The 16,624-nt window shown below is 44.1% G+C and carries 17 protein-coding genes; 10 read left to right on the top strand and 7 right to left on the bottom strand.

From position 1 onward, the window contains the following. Window positions 1–25: 25 nt before the first annotated feature. Both KI659_RS05040 and sbnA read right to left on the bottom strand, forming a co-directional pair. Window positions 26–1,852: an FAD/NAD(P)-binding protein gene (locus KI659_RS05040; protein ID WP_213944277.1), complete on the bottom strand. Its 1,827-nt coding sequence runs from the start codon at window positions 1,850–1,852 to the stop codon at window positions 26–28. 8 nt (window positions 1,853–1,860) lie between these two features. Then, entirely contained in the window at window positions 1,861–2,844 is a 984-nt protein-coding gene (gene sbnA, locus KI659_RS05035; protein ID WP_213944276.1) for a 2,3-diaminopropionate biosynthesis protein SbnA, read from the bottom strand. Window positions 2,845–3,027: 183 nt separating this feature from the next. On the opposite strand from sbnA, the gene KI659_RS05030 reads away from it, so the two are divergent. After that, window positions 3,028–3,456, top strand: coding sequence for a GNAT family N-acetyltransferase (locus tag KI659_RS05030; protein ID WP_213944275.1), 429 nt, complete (start codon window positions 3,028–3,030; stop codon window positions 3,454–3,456). On the opposite strand, the gene KI659_RS05025 is transcribed toward KI659_RS05030, so the two are convergent. Next, window positions 3,453–4,358 carry a mechanosensitive ion channel family protein gene (locus tag KI659_RS05025; protein WP_213944274.1) on the bottom strand — a complete coding sequence of 302 codons (906 nt, stop codon included), beginning with the start codon at window positions 4,356–4,358 and terminating at the stop codon, window positions 3,453–3,455. The two genes, KI659_RS05030 and KI659_RS05025, sit on opposite strands and share 4 nt — an antisense overlap. Window positions 4,359–4,437: 79 nt before the next feature. On the opposite strand from KI659_RS05025, the gene KI659_RS05020 reads away from it, so the two are divergent. The 4 genes from KI659_RS05020 to KI659_RS05005 all read left to right on the top strand — a co-directional run bounded on the left by KI659_RS05020 (window position 4,438) and on the right by KI659_RS05005 (window position 9,101). Further along, complete coding sequence (locus KI659_RS05020; RefSeq protein WP_213944273.1) at window positions 4,438–5,856, top strand: SDR family oxidoreductase; 1,419 nt, start codon at window positions 4,438–4,440, stop codon at window positions 5,854–5,856. Between the two features lie 86 nt (window positions 5,857–5,942). Continuing rightward, window positions 5,943–7,553 (top strand): hypothetical protein, encoded by a 1,611-nt coding sequence (locus KI659_RS05015; protein WP_213944272.1) that lies wholly within the window; start codon window positions 5,943–5,945, stop codon window positions 7,551–7,553. After that, window positions 7,550–8,122, top strand: a complete 573-nt coding sequence (locus tag KI659_RS05010) for a hypothetical protein (RefSeq protein WP_213944271.1) — start codon at window positions 7,550–7,552, stop codon at window positions 8,120–8,122. Before KI659_RS05015 ends, KI659_RS05010 begins: the two co-directional genes overlap by 4 nt. Before the next feature lie 139 nt (window positions 8,123–8,261). Continuing rightward, the gene (locus KI659_RS05005; protein WP_213944270.1) at window positions 8,262–9,101 is read left to right on the top strand and encodes a universal stress protein; all 840 of its coding nucleotides are present in this window, start codon (window positions 8,262–8,264) and stop codon (window positions 9,099–9,101) included. 18 nt (window positions 9,102–9,119) lie between these two features. On the opposite strand, the gene KI659_RS05000 is transcribed toward KI659_RS05005, so the two are convergent. Together KI659_RS05000 and KI659_RS04995 are read right to left on the bottom strand one after the other, a co-directional pair. Further along, a complete protein-coding gene (locus KI659_RS05000) occupies window positions 9,120–9,722 on the bottom strand; it encodes a hypothetical protein (protein WP_213944269.1) in 603 nt (200 codons plus the stop codon). A gap of 67 nt (window positions 9,723–9,789) precedes the next feature. Further along, complete coding sequence (locus KI659_RS04995) at window positions 9,790–10,308, bottom strand: hypothetical protein (protein ID WP_213944268.1); 519 nt, start codon at window positions 10,306–10,308, stop codon at window positions 9,790–9,792. Between the two features lie 144 nt (window positions 10,309–10,452). On the opposite strand from KI659_RS04995, the gene KI659_RS04990 reads away from it, so the two are divergent. Beyond that, complete coding sequence (locus KI659_RS04990) at window positions 10,453–11,199, top strand: SDR family oxidoreductase (RefSeq protein ID WP_213944267.1); 747 nt, start codon at window positions 10,453–10,455, stop codon at window positions 11,197–11,199. Here KI659_RS04990 and KI659_RS04985 read toward each other — a convergent pair. Next, complete coding sequence (locus KI659_RS04985) at window positions 11,196–11,522, bottom strand: Rieske (2Fe-2S) protein (protein ID WP_213944266.1); 327 nt, start codon at window positions 11,520–11,522, stop codon at window positions 11,196–11,198. The genes KI659_RS04990 and KI659_RS04985 overlap by 4 nt on opposite strands. After that, the gene (locus KI659_RS04980; protein WP_213944265.1) at window positions 11,515–12,117 is read right to left on the bottom strand and encodes a hypothetical protein; all 603 of its coding nucleotides are present in this window, start codon (window positions 12,115–12,117) and stop codon (window positions 11,515–11,517) included. Before KI659_RS04980 ends, KI659_RS04985 begins: the two co-directional genes overlap by 8 nt. Window positions 12,118–12,304: 187 nt before the next feature. Here KI659_RS04980 and KI659_RS04975 point away from each other — a divergent pair, with 187 nt between their 5' ends. The 4 genes from KI659_RS04975 to KI659_RS04960 all read left to right on the top strand — a co-directional run bounded on the left by KI659_RS04975 (window position 12,305) and on the right by KI659_RS04960 (window position 16,609). Next, window positions 12,305–13,042, top strand: a complete 738-nt coding sequence (locus KI659_RS04975) for a hypothetical protein (protein ID WP_213944264.1) — start codon at window positions 12,305–12,307, stop codon at window positions 13,040–13,042. A 48-nt stretch (window positions 13,043–13,090) separates the two neighbouring features. Beyond that, window positions 13,091–13,603 carry an FKBP-type peptidyl-prolyl cis-trans isomerase gene (locus KI659_RS04970; protein WP_213944263.1) on the top strand — a complete coding sequence of 171 codons (513 nt, stop codon included), beginning with the start codon at window positions 13,091–13,093 and terminating at the stop codon, window positions 13,601–13,603. 81 nt (window positions 13,604–13,684) lie between these two features. Beyond that, on the top strand, window positions 13,685–15,946 hold the full coding sequence (locus tag KI659_RS04965; protein ID WP_213944262.1) for a TonB-dependent receptor plug domain-containing protein: 2,262 nt from the start codon (window positions 13,685–13,687) through the stop codon (window positions 15,944–15,946). 60 nt (window positions 15,947–16,006) lie between these two features. Beyond that, window positions 16,007–16,609 carry a nitroreductase family protein gene (locus KI659_RS04960; RefSeq protein WP_213944261.1) on the top strand — a complete coding sequence of 201 codons (603 nt, stop codon included), beginning with the start codon at window positions 16,007–16,009 and terminating at the stop codon, window positions 16,607–16,609. Window positions 16,610–16,624: the final 15 nt, after the last annotated feature.

Here is a 16,624-nt window from a genome sequence, read left to right as displayed (position 1 = left end):
AAAATGATTTGACTTTACAATTAAATTAAGCAATCGGCTTTATTTTTTCGTTTTGCAGGATAGAAATGACGCTTTTCGCCCAACTACTCGTTAGATTGTTTCTGTATCGAGACAGGGTGTCATTGTCAAAAGTAATACCCTCCGTTGGGGTGCCGGCCAGATGGAGGCTGGGATTAGGAATGCCAGTGGAATCAATTGCCGCACCTTCTTTGGAAATTTCGAAGCATCCGGGTGCATACTCGCCGTTGTAAAATGGCTTGAGCAATCCTTCAGTGTATAGCTTTTTCATAAGTGGGTTAAGACCCTGCCTGAAATCCGGTCGGGCCATTCTCGCATCGATTAGCGTATCCACTTCAATCGAAAATGGAAATTTTGAACCTGAAAGCATTGGTTTTGGTCGGGTTTTATCAATTTCAAAATTTGGAGAAGGGCCCAATTCAAAAGATATGATCCCTGCATCCACAAGGGCTAATATTTTCTCCATATTGGCCACAGGGGGACCATAGGTGACCCGACACAGGCTGCCGTTCAATTTGTCCAAAGCCCTTTGTGAATCGGATGAAAAACCGCCAAAATTATAGATCCTGCCCAAATGAACCGTTACCTCCCGCCATATCGCAACTGCGGCCATAAGTGGGCTTTCAAGTTCTCCCAATTTGGCTTCTTCTATGGAATGGGCGATATAATCCCGAACTGATGAATGAAACTCATCTTGGGATTCAAATTTTTTGTTGTGGAAGGGATCCAAAAAGCTTTCAAATGTAAAACCATCATTGTCTGTATTTTTCACTGTGGAATAATAGGCCTCCTCAACCTCCTTTTTCAACAAAGGAAAAATGGATTTTTGGAAGTCAATTTGATTTTCAGCTGAATGCTTGATTAAATCATCAAAATATGGCTCTGTGAGATGTTTCAATTCATATTTCTTACCCTCCGGAATTGGTCCTCGAGGAAGCATGGGTAGACTGCTTCTGGAAAAACAATAAATTTTATTCGGCTCTTTACCCGATGGAAAATACGTCAATTTATCCTCTATCTGCATAAATGTCCCGCCTCTGCCCTCCGTAAGCGCCAAGGCAGCATCAATAAATGTGAGCCCCACACCTTTGATGGCTACTACCTCTTTTGCTGGCAGCTCGGTTAGTTGTGGGGCTACAGGATAAGCTTTAGGTATGAATTTAAATGTGGCGTGTTTGGTAGCAAAATCCTTAAGACTTTTTTCCAATTCTGTATCAAAGTTCTGGGAATGCCCAGATGCAATCAGGATTTTTTCATAACCACCCAAATGAGTTTCTGAATTTGTGGTTAAGTAGTAATTTCCGGCTTCAATCTCTATATCTTGAACAGGCGCAGCGATAAGATTTACCTGCATGTTTGCTGGTAAGTTTTCAAGGACTTTCCTCAGCCCATCCTGCAAGTATGCCCCCACCAGCGATCTGCTGGCATAATCGGTAAACTTAGCTGGGCAGTCGGTGAGATTCATTCTTTCTACCCATTGCCACAGGCTCAACTTTTCACAGGAGATCTGATCCGGTTCATCGATCCAAATATTGATGTTGCCGATATTATAGTTAATCAGCAAATATTCCGGCTGGTCCACACGGTAATTGTTACCAGCAGCAAAATGAGGGGTTTCATTAAACCAGTCCACTATAAGGGCATGCGTAGCATCATGCATATAGGCCACCAGTCTCTCCAATGCATAAAAACCCTTTGGTCCGCCGCCAATAATAGCAACCCTGGGGATATCCGGAGTTGAAGCTAATCCAGTGCCAGGAAGGATAAATTGATCAATGACCTGATGGTTTTCTTCAATTCGTTTGGTATAGATGTGATTTGTCTTCCAGATCATGCGTAAGTTTAAAATTTTAATGATTTTTCAAATTCCTCACCAAAATGATCTTTCACCCATCGGTTGTTATACACCGTGTCTAGATACCTTTCCCCTCGGTCGCAGATGATGCCGGCAATCGTACTTCCTTTTGGTAGATGGGGAAGAGCATATTGGATAGCACTCACGATGGCTCCAGAAGACCCTCCAGCTAAGATGGCTTCCTTTTTTAACAGTTCCCGGCACCCTCTTATGCTATCCTGCTCGCTCATAAGGATGGCCTGTTCGACCAGGGATTCATTGAGGAATTGGCTTTTTCGGCCAGCCCCAATACCCGGAATAACTCTTTTGGCAGGACTGTCGCCAAAAATGATGCTTCCTTTGGAATCCACAGGGACAACTTTCGTTTTGGTGCCTTTCATGTGAATACGGTCCGCACAGCCCATAATAGTGCCACAGGTGCTGGTGGCCACAAATAGATAATCCAAGTTCCCGTACAGTTCGTCCAATATTTCATCCACAGTTTGGTGGTGGGCCTCGGGGTTAGCCGGATTGGCGTATTGATTGGGCCAAAAGGAATTGGGGATGCTGTCCAGCAGCTGTTCTACTTTTTTCAGTCGGGCCTTAAGATAACCCCCAGTGTCATCGGGTTGGGTGACTTTTTCCACTTTGGCCCCATAGGTTTTTAAGATCTTCACCGTTTGCGGATTGATGTAAGGGTCAACTACCAAAGTCAGGGGAATGCTATGGCAAAGGCAGATTTGTGCCAACCCAATCCCCATATTGCCCGATGTGCTTTCTACAATTCTGGTTGTGGAGTTTATTTTGCCCTCCGCTATGCCCCGTTGTATTATATTTAGAGCCGTGCGGTCCTTGATGGATCCTGCCGGATTGAATGCCTCAAGTTTGCCAAACACCTGCTCTCCAGGAAAGAGTTTAGTGAGGGGAACAAGCGGAGTATGGCCTATGGTGGCTAGAATTCCCGATGCCAAGGCTTCAGTTTGAATGTTCATATGGTAGTGGTCAGTAGTTTACAAAATTATTCTTTTGTGATTTTTTTAGGAATCTCAATTCAAAATCATAATTTTGAATTTATAACTGAATAATTTTAATAAATAGTATTACTTTAAAAATGTGCAAAGCCTGCGCCAATAATTCATAACAATGGGCAAAACCCTCATTAAAGCTGAATGGTAATGGAATTTGAAAAACTCACTGCAGAAAATTTTCCTGAAGTAATCCAACTCTGGGAGGCCTCGGTCCGCTTTTCTCACGATTTTTTGAAAGAGGAAGATATTTCCCTTATGAAACCCATGCTAATAAACACCTACTTGCAGTCCCTCAACCTGGTGGGCCTGTACAAGGGGGGGCTGATTGGGTTTTATGGCACCCGATCAAGCAAGCTCGAGATGCTCTATGTGCTTCCCAATTATATTGGCCAGGGCTACGGCAAGGCTTTGCTGCAACATGCCCGAAAATTTGAAAAAATTGATGCGGTGGAGGTGAACGAGCAAAACCGCTCCGCTTTGGCCTTTTATGAGCATCAGGGATTCAGAATAGTCAACAAAATAGAAAAGGACCACTGGGGATTGGGTTATCCACTGGTCCATATGGTTTTTGACTAATTTTCCGAGTTGTTGTGGTTTTCTTTTGGCCATACCTCATGAAGCTTTTCCCCACCCTTGATTCCAAAATCCAAGGTTCTGATGGGGAAAGGGATCATGATGTCGTTTTCATCATACTGTTGCTTAATGGCCATGATTGCCTCACTGCGAGCCTGTAGAAAGTCGGGTTGTTTTTTAAATTTTACCCAAAAACGCACCACATAATTTATGGAGCTGTCGCCAAACTCCGTGAAATAAAGGGAAATGTCTTCATCTGAAAGCACGTTGTTCACTGACTTTACCGCTTTTAAAGTGACCTCTTTTACTTTTTGGAGATCGTCTCCATACGATACGCCACATTCCAAGTCTATTCTCCGCTTGCCATGGGTGTTGTAGTTGATTATGGTGTTTTCAAAAACTTCCTTGTTTGGCACAATGTGAATTTGACCCTGCAGGGAGCGGATGATGGTGGAGCGGAGATTGAGCCGCTGCACGATGCCTTTTGAGCCCTGCGTTTCGATCAGGTCACCTTCTTCAAATGGCCTGCGGATAGCCATGATCACCCCCGACATGAAATTTGCCATGATATCCTGAAAAGCAAAGCCCAGGGCCAGACCGATGATACCGGCACCAGCCAAAAGGGTGGTGACCGTCCTGGTAAGATCCAGCACACCCAGTGCGATGAAGCAGGCCACCAAAATGATGGCTACATGGATAGTGGTCGTGATCAAAGATAGCAAAGACTCATGCCTGGTGACTTTTCGTAGGGCCTTATAAATTAGGTTTCTGGCCCCCTTGGCAATGATCGCACCGATGAACACCACGATCACCGCCAATACAAAATTTGGCAACATGGCTATTATCGTAGTTGCCCAATCTTCTAGTTTGGTAAATATTAAATCTGATGCGTCTCTGATATCCATTTGCTAAAAATTGATTTGGTCACTATTTCAACAAATCAAATAGGTGATTGTTGTCACTACACACAAAATTCTAATCTGCATGAAGATCCTTCTTACCGGAACTACCGGATATATTGGGCAAAGACTGCTCCCAGCACTGTTAGCTGATGGCCATCAGGTTGCCTGTTGCACACGGGACAAGCAGCGGTTTGACGCCAGTAAGTATGAGCAAAAAAACCTATCCATAGTTGAGATTGACTTCCTGAAAGAGGACACTCTGGATTCTGTACCCGAGGATATTGATGTGGCATTTTACCTAATCCATAGCATGTCAAGCAGTAAAGGAGATTTTGAATCCCTGGAGGAAAAGTCGGCTAAGAATTTTGTGAAAGCCATGGAAAAAACCCATGTAAAGCAGGTAATTTACCTAGGCGGTATTGTCAATGACAAACAACTTTCCAAGCATCTCCGCTCCAGAAAGCTGGTGGAGGATACTTTGGGCAAGGGAAAGTTTGCCTTGACCACTTTGAGGGCGGGGATTATTCTGGGGTCCGGAAGCGCTTCTTTTGAGATTATCCGGGATTTAGTCGAAAAATTGCCCGTGATGGTGGCGCCAAAATGGCTCAATACCAAATCACAGCCCATCGCCATTCGGAATGTCATCCAATTTTTGAAAGGCGTGGTAGGATTGGAAAAAACCTATAATCAGCATTTTGACATTGGCGGCCCCGAAATCCTGACCTATAAAGAAATGCTTCTTCGCTTTGCCCAAGTGAGAAACCTCAAACGCAAAATCATTACTGTTCCGGTCATGACACCGAAGCTGAGTTCCTATTGGCTGTATTTTGTTACCTCTGTTTCCTATTCATTGGCCGTCAATTTGGTAAGCAGCATGAGTGTGGAAGTGGTGGTGGAGGAAAATGATCTGGCAAAGTGGCTGGATATTAAACTTTTGACCTATGAGGAGGCCATAAGGGTGGCCTTTGACAAGATCCAAAATGAGGAGGTAGTGTCGAGCTGGATAGATGCCCAGGCCAGAAATGTGCTGGCAGGTGGGATATCCCAGCTATCCCAAGTGCCCACCTACGGTTGCTTTGTAGACAAACGGGAAAAAGAAGTCCGAAGTGTAGAGGATACGCTGATGAAAATCTGGACTATAGGTGGTGATACGGGTTGGTATACCTCGGATTGGCTTTGGAGGTTCAGGGGCTTTTTGGACAAGCTTTTTGGTGGAGTAGGGCTGCGTAGGGGGAGAAAGCATAAGTCTGCGATATTTGCCGGAGATTCGCTTGATTTTTGGCGGGTCCTATATGCCAATAGGGAAGAAAAACGCCTTCTGCTTTATGCAGAAATGAAACTTCCCGGGGAAGCATGGCTAGAATTTGAGATCAAAGACAACAAAATCGTGCAGACGGCCACCTTCCGGCCACTTGGTGTTGCCGGAAGGGCATATTGGTATTCCGTATTGCCTTTTCATGGGATAATTTTCAGAAGGATGATAAATGAATTGGCTAAATGATGATTTTATAATATTTTAATTTACATAAATAATATTTTTAAAAAACATTGATTTTTAGTATATTTATATACTTTTATCATTGTTTTATGGGTACCCTGATGCAATTGGCTAATAGATTTGGAGGGATCAATTTACTTTTCATCCCCCTGGCAATGCTTTTTTTCCAATGTGCCTCATCGACCAAAGTGAAAAGGGAACTCCGACACGTAGAAGAAATCCAAAACCTTAATAAGGAAGCCCAAAGGCAATATTTGAAAGTTCATCTTCTGGATGGGCACCTCTATATCTTGCAGGACTGGCGATATGATTTGGATCACAAATATGTCTCCGGCAATGGACGCTACCTCGATCCCAACAGGCAGCTGATCCAAAGCAAGCTTCCCAAGGAATCCCAAGAGAGTAGAAGATCCAGTGTAGTTCCCTTTTTCATTCCCTATGATCAGATTTTGATGGTGGAAACAAATTCCCGTGGCTTCAATGCCGGGGTGGCAACCTTATCCATTACCGGGCTGACCACCATGATTATTTCCGTCAATTGTCTCGTAAATCCCAAATCCTGCTTTGGCTCCTGCCCAACATTCTTTGTACCCACTGAAGATGGGCTTCAGCTTGTGGGGGAAGGTTTTTCCTCCAGCGTAAGCAGGTCTCTGGAAGATACAGATGTGGATAGAATCGATGCTAAAATGATATTGGGTTCACCGGTTTCCCTGACGGTCAAAAATGAGGCCTTGGAGACGCATATGATAAGGAAGCTGAATATCTATCAGGCTCAAAGTAGTGCGGGAAACAAGATATATTATAGCAATGAAGGCAGGTTTTATGAAGTATCAGGAATTAGGCAACCTTCTTTGGCTACAAACAAGGGCAAGTCCATTTTGTCCTATGTGGAGGAAAAGGATGAGCTGGAATGGTTTAGCCTGGCTAATGATAAGAATTTAAATACCAAAGAGGAGATTTATTTGGAATTTGAGCAGACTGGGGAGCCTGTTGGACTCATTATTGACAAGCGGCAATCTCTGATGACCACTTTTTTATTCTATAACTTAATATCCTTGATGGGGCAAACGACCGGCTATTACATTTCGGAAATGGAATTAAACAAACCTTACCTCAAAAAGCGGATCGAAAAAATGTATGGGTTATTGGGGGGTATAGAGGTGGAAATACGGAATGATAGAGGGAAGTGGGAGAAATGTACCAACCTGCGCGAAGCAGGCCCAATTGTGACAGACTCCCACTTTGTGCCCCTGCCAAGTAGCCCTGCTCAAGATAAAATCCAAATCAGGTTGAGGCTCACTGAAGGGCTCTGGAGGATAAATGAATTAAGTTTGGGGACGATTGTGGGGGAAATAACGCCCGAAAAGCTGCATCCTGCCAATGTACTGGTAAATGGCAAGGCAGCAGATGAGCTGTTGGCCAAATTGCACTCCGATGAATATGTGGTGACATTTCCTGGAGATGAATTTACCGTGCTATATCCGTCCACAATCACTGAAAACACGGAATATTTTATTGAAAGCAAGGGCTACTACTTGGAGTGGCTGAGGGAGGAGTGGATGAAGGATGCGAATATCCGTATGGCAAAAAAGGTAATCATGTGGCCTTCTTGGTATTTGAGAGCGATGGCCCCTGTTTTTAAAGAAATAGAACCTGAGATGGAAGAGGCGTTTTGGAGCAGCAGATATACCAACCCATGAAACTGTTTTTCTGTATCCTGCTGATTTTATTGCTGCTTGGTTTTACCAACTGCAGCAATAAATTTAATAAGGCTCCCAAAAACAGTGTGCCCATGAGGACAAAAATTGATAAATCTCCCTATGGGGGGTATACTGTAATTTACGACCGAGATAACCAGGTATTTTATGGTGAGTTGATTGGTAGCAGAAACGATACTTTGGTAATTATAAACAGCCAGCTGAATCTACTTCCCATGGAAAATATTGCGAGTGGCAAGGTTATTTATTTTCAGCCGTACAATTTTATAAATATTTGGCTTTATTCTTCCATCCCCACACTATTGCCCTTGGTGCATATTGCCGAATATGGAGGGGCACCCTTGCTTTTTACGCTCGTTGCCTCCGGATTTAACATGCTTGGCGCGCTTCCCGCCATGGGGATTGAAAATGAGTTTAAGAATTACCATACTTTTGAGGATGATAGGCTGAGTTTTATGAAGTTTTCCCGTTTTCCGGCCGGCATCCCACCACAATTGGACCTCAATCAACTCTCTGCTCCAGAAGGGTTTGGGGTCATGATAAAAGAATAATTTTTACCCGTGAAAATTTACCTTATGGCAGAATTTAAGTATATTTATTCATGTGTTTTGGTGCAGTCCGGTAAAGTGCCAATTTTTTTCCTGCGCACTTTTATGTAGCAAGTTTTAACATCCACTTTTCCTGAGTATTATGAAAAAAATCCTTGTCCCCACCGATTTCTCCCAAGGTTCCAAAATCGCAACGGAATATGCCTTGGCCATTGCCGAAATGTGCAACACCTCCATCGTTTTTCTCCACATTGTAGTCACCCCGCTAGACTGGGTCAACCTGCCCCTTGAAAAAGAAAAACTCTATCCCGAGACAAAAGCGGAAATAGCCAATGCGAAACGGGCTTTGCAAGAGTTGGAAAATAATGCCCATGCTAAGGGGGTGGCAGTAGAGACTAGCCTCCAATTCAACAAAAGCCGGGAGGCCATCGAAGAGCACATCATTAAGGGTGAATTTGACTTGGTGGTAATGGGTTCGCATGGCGCAAGAGGCATCAGGGAATTCATGATTGGGTCAAATGCGCAAAAGGTAATCCGAAACAGCGCCGTGCCAGTGCTGGTAGTGAAAACCCCGCCGGATGAATACACTTTCAGAAACATAGTTTTTGCATCCACCTACCAAGATGGGCATATAGCTAGCTTTCAGAAGATCATTGAGCTAGGAGAAAATCTTGCCGCTCCCATACACCTTCTTTATATCAATACCCCTTATTACTTCAAGGAGACGGAAGATATGGAGTATATGTTGAATAGCTTTGCTGAAGGCTTTCCCAACAACAATTTCCAAAAGCATATTTATAATGCCTTCAATGAAGAGCGGGGCATCAGTAATTTTATGACCAACAAAGGGATGGATCTGCTGGCGATTGCGACAGAAGGTAAATCGAGCATCAAACAGCTTTTTTCACCGAGCTTGACAGAAAGCCTGATCAACCACCTTGACAATCCGATATTGACGCTTAACTTAAGTAAAATCCAATGAGGGAAAAAGTAAGGGGATTTAATATCCCCTTACTTTTTCCCTCAGGTTTTCCCAAACGTTACCTCTCTGGTTGCGTTTCTTCATCCGCTGTCTCTGGCGTTGCTTCTTTTTCTGCTCTTTACTTTTCACAATGACATGTCGGGCCGAAATGCCTACTTGGCCGCTGTACCAAGGTGTTCTGGACCCCACGATGTTAACATTGGGCTTATAATCCAGGCTAATATTGGTTCGCAGCAGGGTCATTTCGACTCCTAAGATTAATTCAGCATTCAGGGTGTTATTACCATAGGTGGTTACGATTTCCCGTGTTTCCGGATTCCGGTGGGTGCTTTCTTCCCAGCCAAAGCCTACCCCGGTGCCATAATAATAATTAAACCTCCTGGAAATTATCCTGGAATGCTTTTGTACCAAAGCGTGAAAGGTAGTGTTGTTGTTAAAATCCGTTTGGGCTATACCTTCAAGGGTGATATTGTCAAATACCCGCTGCTGCACACTAAGGCCGATAGTCCGGTGGTTTTTGTTGCTTCCCAGCCTTAGGCCGGCAGATGTGCCATAGCTCTGCGCCCAGGTATCAGCTCCTTGGAAAAAAAATATGCCCATCAACACCCAAATCCACTTCATAAAAATCAAGTTAGCCTATAATTATCTACACATACGCATAGTATGATGTAATTATACTTCCCAACGCTCAATATTCATAATTAATATCAAAGGAGGCCAAGTAGTTTTTCGTTTCCAGTAGAATTTGGTTTTCTTGGTCAATCCATTCTTCGGTACTTTTGTCGGTAAGAGGTTTCCAATTTTTATCAGCCCAAACCTTCATCTTGTTATCCTCGATGATGAAATGGCCCCGAGGGTTATCCACGGCCAATAACTGCTGATTTTGGAAATAATAGACAAACTTGCCTTCAGGCCGGTCTACCTCCATTACTACTGGCCAGCTTTCTCCGTCTGACCGTAATACCAATAATTCTTGCTGTCCCAGTGAATCCTGTTTTTCCTGCTCCTTGGCATCCAAAGCCGAATGGGCGGCCGATAGCATCTGTTCCAACTTGGGCTTAATCTCTGAAACCTTGCGCTCCTCTCCGCCATTGGTTACCGTATCCATTGGTTCGTTGGACGGCATGGGAGCCTCAGTGCTGGTTTGCGGGGCCTGGCAGCCAATCATGACCGCCAAAATCAGCCCGGTGATAAAATTCTTATTCATACGTCAATGGTAATCTCATATCAATGTACAGTTTATTATCCTTTAAAATCAATCCAAAATGCCAAAACTGAGAAAAAATATTTTTGGATTCTTTTTTGATATGTAAATAAGCCTAACCTTAATTATTGGAAAAACCTCTTTAGGATGAAATTGGACAAGAAAGTAGTGATTGTAACGGGAGCCTCAAGCGGCATCGGTGAGGCCATTTGTTTCAAATTGGCCGAGGAAGGTGCCACTGTGGTGATGGGTGCTAGGCGCGAAGATATACTGGAGCAAAACTGTGAAAAAATCAACCAGCGTGGAGGCAATGCCTGCTATGTTCCTACCGATGTGACCTTTAGGGGAGATTTGGAAAGAATAGTAAAATTCACCCTGGACAAGTTCGGTAGGATCGATGTGATGATCAATAATGCCGGGGTGATGCCATTATCCTATTTTGAAAGCTTGGACCATGATGGCTGGGATGCCATGGTGGACACCAATTTTAAAGGCGTGATCTATGGCTGCGGCGCCGTGCTGCCGGCTTTTTTGGACCAAGGTGATGGGCATATCATCAACATTTCCTCAGATGCCGCACTGAAAACCTTTCCGGGTGGGTCGGTGTACACCGCCACCAAAGCTGCTGTAAATGTATTTACCGAAGGACTAAGAGCCGAGCTATCGGCAAGCAAGGGTATCAGGGTAACCTGTGTGATGCCAGGGGCGACCATTTCCGAGATTTCCTCAACGATAGAAGATCCTAAAGTGATTGAAAACCGAAAGATAAGCGGGATGGAAGAGATGAGGATGTTGCTCCCAGAAGATGTGGCGGGCACTGTTTTATATGCCATTTGCGCCAGCAAGAGAGCCAATGTAAATGAAATAATTGTCAGACCTACAGATCAGGCTTAAATCAAAATATTTATTCCTTCGTCTGTCAATTCCGCAGAAAAGACCTTCAGATCTGGGCAATTACCCCCGGATCTGAGGTCGCCTGTATGCAGGTCAAAGCGGTAATGGTGGAGGGGGCAAATGACTTCCTCAAATCCGTTAATCTTTCCATCAGCCAAAGATGCGGATTGATGGGGACACAAATGCTGAAAGGCAAAGACTTTTTCCCCCACTCTAGCCAGGCAAACCAAATCACTGCCCAGTTGAACTTTTCGTATGGCCCGCTCGGGGAGCATGCTGAGTGCGGAAGCCCTATCGGTACCCAACGTAAATTTCTTAGACATAGCGGAGCTCGTCTATTTGCCAAAGGATCACTCCGTAAATTATAAATCTGGCCACCCGCCATAGACTGTATCTCAGGTACTTTTTGCGGTTATATGCTGAGGCACCACCCATTAGACAGATTATCCCAAAAGGAAGTGGGCTCAAGGCAGCCACTATGATCAGAAAACCTCCATATTCACGGAATAGCTTGTCGTATTTGGAGAAAAATTTGAGCTTAATAGCTCTGAATTTCTGATTGTTTCGCAAGTTTCTACCTACCGTGTAAAGCAGAAAACCTGCAGCATAGGAGATCAAGGAGAGAAATAGCACCTTGAACATAAAGTGCAAAAATGTACCATCTTGCAATGCCCAAATTATGAAAATTTCTGGTGGCAACAGGCCGGATAAGCCTTCAGAGGCGATAAAAATAGAAATAATTAAAGTGACTCTTCCAAAAAAAGGCTGTAACCAAGCAAAGCGCTCGGCATCTATGGTTTTGCCTGCGATGATGAATGTCCCGATCAGCAGGGCAAACATAGCGAGACCTTTGATGATGTTTTTAATTAAATAAGCTCTTTTCTCTTTTTGAGAATGAACTCGTAGTTCCTGTTCCATTAACATTTTAAAAATAATTCCAATTTTTAATCCTTGGAGAAACAAAGTAAATTAGCATAAGGTTGCCTGTAAGGCTTTTAATCTATTTTGCCTAAGTGCAAGTTCCGCACCATAAGAGGTCAGCCTGCCAAGATTTATTTGACGCTGCAAAGAAACAATTATTTTTAACCAAATAACCTTTAATATCATGACAAGATTACTATTAATAGCTTTATTTATGATTAGTGGACTGGCATATGGTCAGGATTTGGAAGGAGCGTGGAGGTTGACTCATGTAAATGGACAGGACATGCCCCAACATGAATTCGTCAAAATTTACCAAGATGGGTATTTTGCCTTTGGAGCAAAAGAAAAAGAAGGGGACAAGTTCCACAGTGCCGGTGGCGGGGAATTTGAACTTGATGGCAGTAGCTATTCGGAAACCTTTGACTTCCATACCGACAACGAAGGCCTCATTGGCACCTCCAATTCCCATCAGGTGGACTGGGTAGAAGGCAAGTTGGTGATCACAGGCCAGGATGATGGCAGGGAGAGAATTGAAATTTGGGAGAAAATCAGTGACGACAGGGATGACCTAACCGGAAACTGGGTTTTCACCGGCCGTCAAAACAACGGTGAAATGAGCCGATCTACGCCTGGAGCTAGAAGAACAGTAAAAATCCTCGGTGGAGGCCGGTTCCAATGGATTGCTTTCAACTCAGAGACCAAGCAGTTTATGGGCACAGGGGGAGGAACTTATTCTGCTGAAAATGGCAAATACACGGAGAACATTGAATTTTTCTCCAGAGATGATAGCCGAGTGGGCGCCAGTTTGGAGTTTGATTATGAGGTGAAAGATGGCGAATGGCACCACAGCGGCAAAAGCTCCAAAGGTGACCCTATTTACGAAATCTGGTCTCCCTACAAAGAAGCGTATAAAAAATAAGTATCGCTGGGTTTCACTATTTGATACCTGCCTGCTTAAATTTGCTTTATGATAGCTGAAAACAACAAAGTAGTGAGTGTGGCCTATGAGCTACATGTGGATGATGGCGAAAACGGGAAAGAATTCCGTGAAAAAGTAACTAAGGAAGAACCTTTTCCTTTTCTTTTTGGAGCTGACAATATTCTGCCAAAGCTTGAAGAAGCGATTTCCGGCAAAACTGTTGGAGATTCTTTTGAAGTTTTTATTGATTATGAAAACGGCTATGGCGACTATGACGAGGCCAGAAAAGTGATCATCCCGAAATCCAATTTTAAAGAACAGAACAAAAAAAATAAAGACCTGCTGAAAGTCGGAAATGTGATCCCGATGAAAGATGACAAGGGCAATCGTCTGAGAGGGGAAATTTTAAAGGTGGATTATAAAGGTGTCCATATGGACTTTAATTCCCCGCTGGCGGGTTACGATCTTTATTTCAAAGGTGAGATCGTAGCTATCCGTGATGCAGAACCTGAGGAACTCGAGCATGGACACGTGCATGGCCCAGGAGGTCACCAACATTGATAAATTTATAAAAGACGGCTCAAGGCCGTCTTTTTTGCTTCTCCCACGAAACCTTTTCGCTAAATTAATATTGAGTATTATATGAAATTTTACAAAATTACTTTTTTCCTTTTGCTCCTTCTGGCGCCTATCACGCTATTAGCCCAAGAAGTCCAGTTAGTCATTTTAGATAAGGATACACGTGAAACACTCCCCGGAGCAACTTTGCAGGCCGAAAATCTGGAAACCCAAGTTTCGAATAATAATGGATTAATAAGTTTTATACCCGCCCAGAACTACTTTGTAAAGGTGAGTCATGTGGCTTACGAAAGCCAAAGCTTCCAGCTGAGGCCAGGGATGACAAGGGAGGTGCTGCTAGAAAGAAAAAGCACCGCTTTAGGTGAGGTAGTGGTGTCGGCATTTGAGACAGACAGGCCACTGCTTGAACAGGGTGCGGCCATTAGCAGGGTGTCTGAAGCGGATCTTTATAGATTCAATGAAAGATCAATCGTTCAGGCTTTCAACACCAAGCCAGGCATTAGAGTAGAGGAAAGGGCGCCCGCAAGTTATAGGATTTCTATCCGGGGGAGTGCTTTGAGATCTCCTTTTGGAGTAAGAAATGTAAAGGTCTATTGGAATGACATGCCTTTTACCTTTCCTGATGGCACTACGCCCCTGAATCTGCTGGATCTTTCGAACATCCAAAATTCCGAAATCATCAAAGGTCCAGCTGGAAGCATTTATGGAGCAGGAAATGGTGGGGTCATTAATCTACAGAGCCTGCAACAGCCCAATCAAAACAAAATCAGCTCAGAGCTGGGTTTTGGCGATTTTGGAATGCTTCGGTATAGGTTTGCCGTAGATCAGCGCACTGAAAATGGAGGGATCAGCGCTTCTTATGTGCACCAGCAATCTGATGGCTATCGAGACCACAGTGCTGTTGACCGCAAGGTTTTCCAATTGGGAGGGCATTTTTCCCCATCTGCCAAACAAACCATTTCTACCAACATTCTTTACAGTGACCTAAATTATCAGATTCCTGGTGCACTGACTGAGGGGCAGCTTTTGGAAAATCCGCAAATGGCCAGACCGGGTTCCGTTGAGCAAAATTCCTCTATCGCCCAAAAATCCCTTTATGCAGGAGTCACGCATTCCTATCAGATTTTGGAAAACCTGGAAAATGTCACCAGTGCATACGTGCAGACCAGTGAATTTGAAAACCCTTTCATATTGGATTACAAGCGGGAATTGCAGCATAGTTACGGAGGAAGGACCAAATTTGTCTTTCAGGACCAATTGGGCTCGGTGGGCTTGAGGTTGATAGCGGGTGGGGAATACCAATATGGCAAGACAGCTGCCCAGAACTTTGGCAACCGTGATGGGGTGGCCGATACGGTGAGGTTTGCTGATGACCTGATTACCACACAGGGTTTCTTGTTTCAGCAAGCGGAATTTGAGCTTCCCTCTGATTTGATTTTGACGTTGGCATTTAGTGAAAATTTTTCCCGGTATGACATAAACAGAAGTATTGATGCACAAACCGGAGTGCCATCGGGTGCCGAAAGGAGATTTGACCCGGTGATCATTCCCAGAATTGCAGTGGTGAAGAGGATTGGAAACAATGCTGCAGTGCATGCCAGCGTCAGTTCAGGATTTTCCCCGCCTACCATTGCCGAGGTGCGGACCAACGAGGGCTCCATCAATTTGGACCTCGATGCCGAAAGAGGGGTAAATTATGAGGCAGGTTATAGAGCCGGTTGGTGGCAAGGCAGGGTAAACCTGGATGCCAGCTTATTTTATTTCCGACTGGACCAGACTATCACTTCCTTTACCAATGAGCAGGGGGTGGTGTTGTTTAGAAATGCCGGTGCGACTGACCAAAGGGGTATAGAGGCCCTGCTGGATTATACCTTGGTGCAAAATCCCAATGCTTTCCTTTCCAACCTGAAATTTACCCATGCCTTTACTGGTCATTATTTCGAATTCAGGAACTACGAAAGCGGGGGGAATGATTTTTCCGGAAATAAGCTGACGGGGGTTGCCCCAAATAGTTTGGTTAACCAGTTTGATTTGACTACCAGTTTGGGATTCTACTTGAATCTCACCCACCATTTCGTGGATGAGATTCCATTGAATGATGGCAACACGGTCTTTCAGGAGGCTTACAATCTGGTAAGTGCCAGATTGGGATGGAGGAAAACTTTCATCAATAGATGGGATCTGGAAGTCTATGCTGGTGGCGAAAACTTGCTCGATGAATCGTATAGTTTGGGAAATGATTTGAATGCCTTTGCCGGCAGGTACTACCAACCTGCTCCGGGAAGGAATTATTTTGGCGGTCTAAAAGTTGGATTTAGATATTGACAGAGTTTTGGATCGAATGAAAATTTGATATTTTGCTGAATAGAAAAATATAATGACTTTATGGAAAGACCTGATTTTAATATTGAGGAAGTAAATAAGATTATCCGGAACAGGAGAAGTATGTTTGTGGCTCAATTTAAGGAAAATGACCCCGTAGATGAGAGCATAATTGAGGAGATGTTGGAAAATGCCAATTATGCGCCCACCCACAAACTGACCGAGCCGTGGAGGTTTACGGTTTTTGCTGGTAAGGGACTTCAGAAATTTGCCGATTTTCAATCCCAACTTTATAAAGAAAAAGCCGATCGCGAAGGCACATTTAATGAAGCTACCTACAAAAAGCTTCAGGAAAATCCGCTAAAGGCCTCCCACATCATTGCGATTGGCATGAAGCGGGACCTGAAAGTCAACCTGCCCGAGATGGAGGAGATTGCCGCAGTAGCCATGGCCGTTCAAAATATGTATCTGACGGCATCCGCACATGGATTGGCGGCTTATTGGGGAACAGGTGGGGTTACTTTCTACCCTGAAGCCAAAAAGCATCTAGGGCTTGAAGAGGAAGACAGACTAATGGGTTTTTTCTACATAGCAAAGCCTGCCTCAGACCATTGGCCAGCCGCCAGAAGAAAACCAATTGAAGAGAAAGTCTATTGGGTGAAATAGAAAAATAGCCGGTTG

The organism is Litoribacter ruber (assembly GCF_018449405.1).
Lineage (GTDB): Bacteria > Bacteroidota > Bacteroidia > Cytophagales > Cyclobacteriaceae > Litoribacter > Litoribacter ruber.
This window is presented reverse-complemented; position numbering and strand designations above follow the sequence as displayed.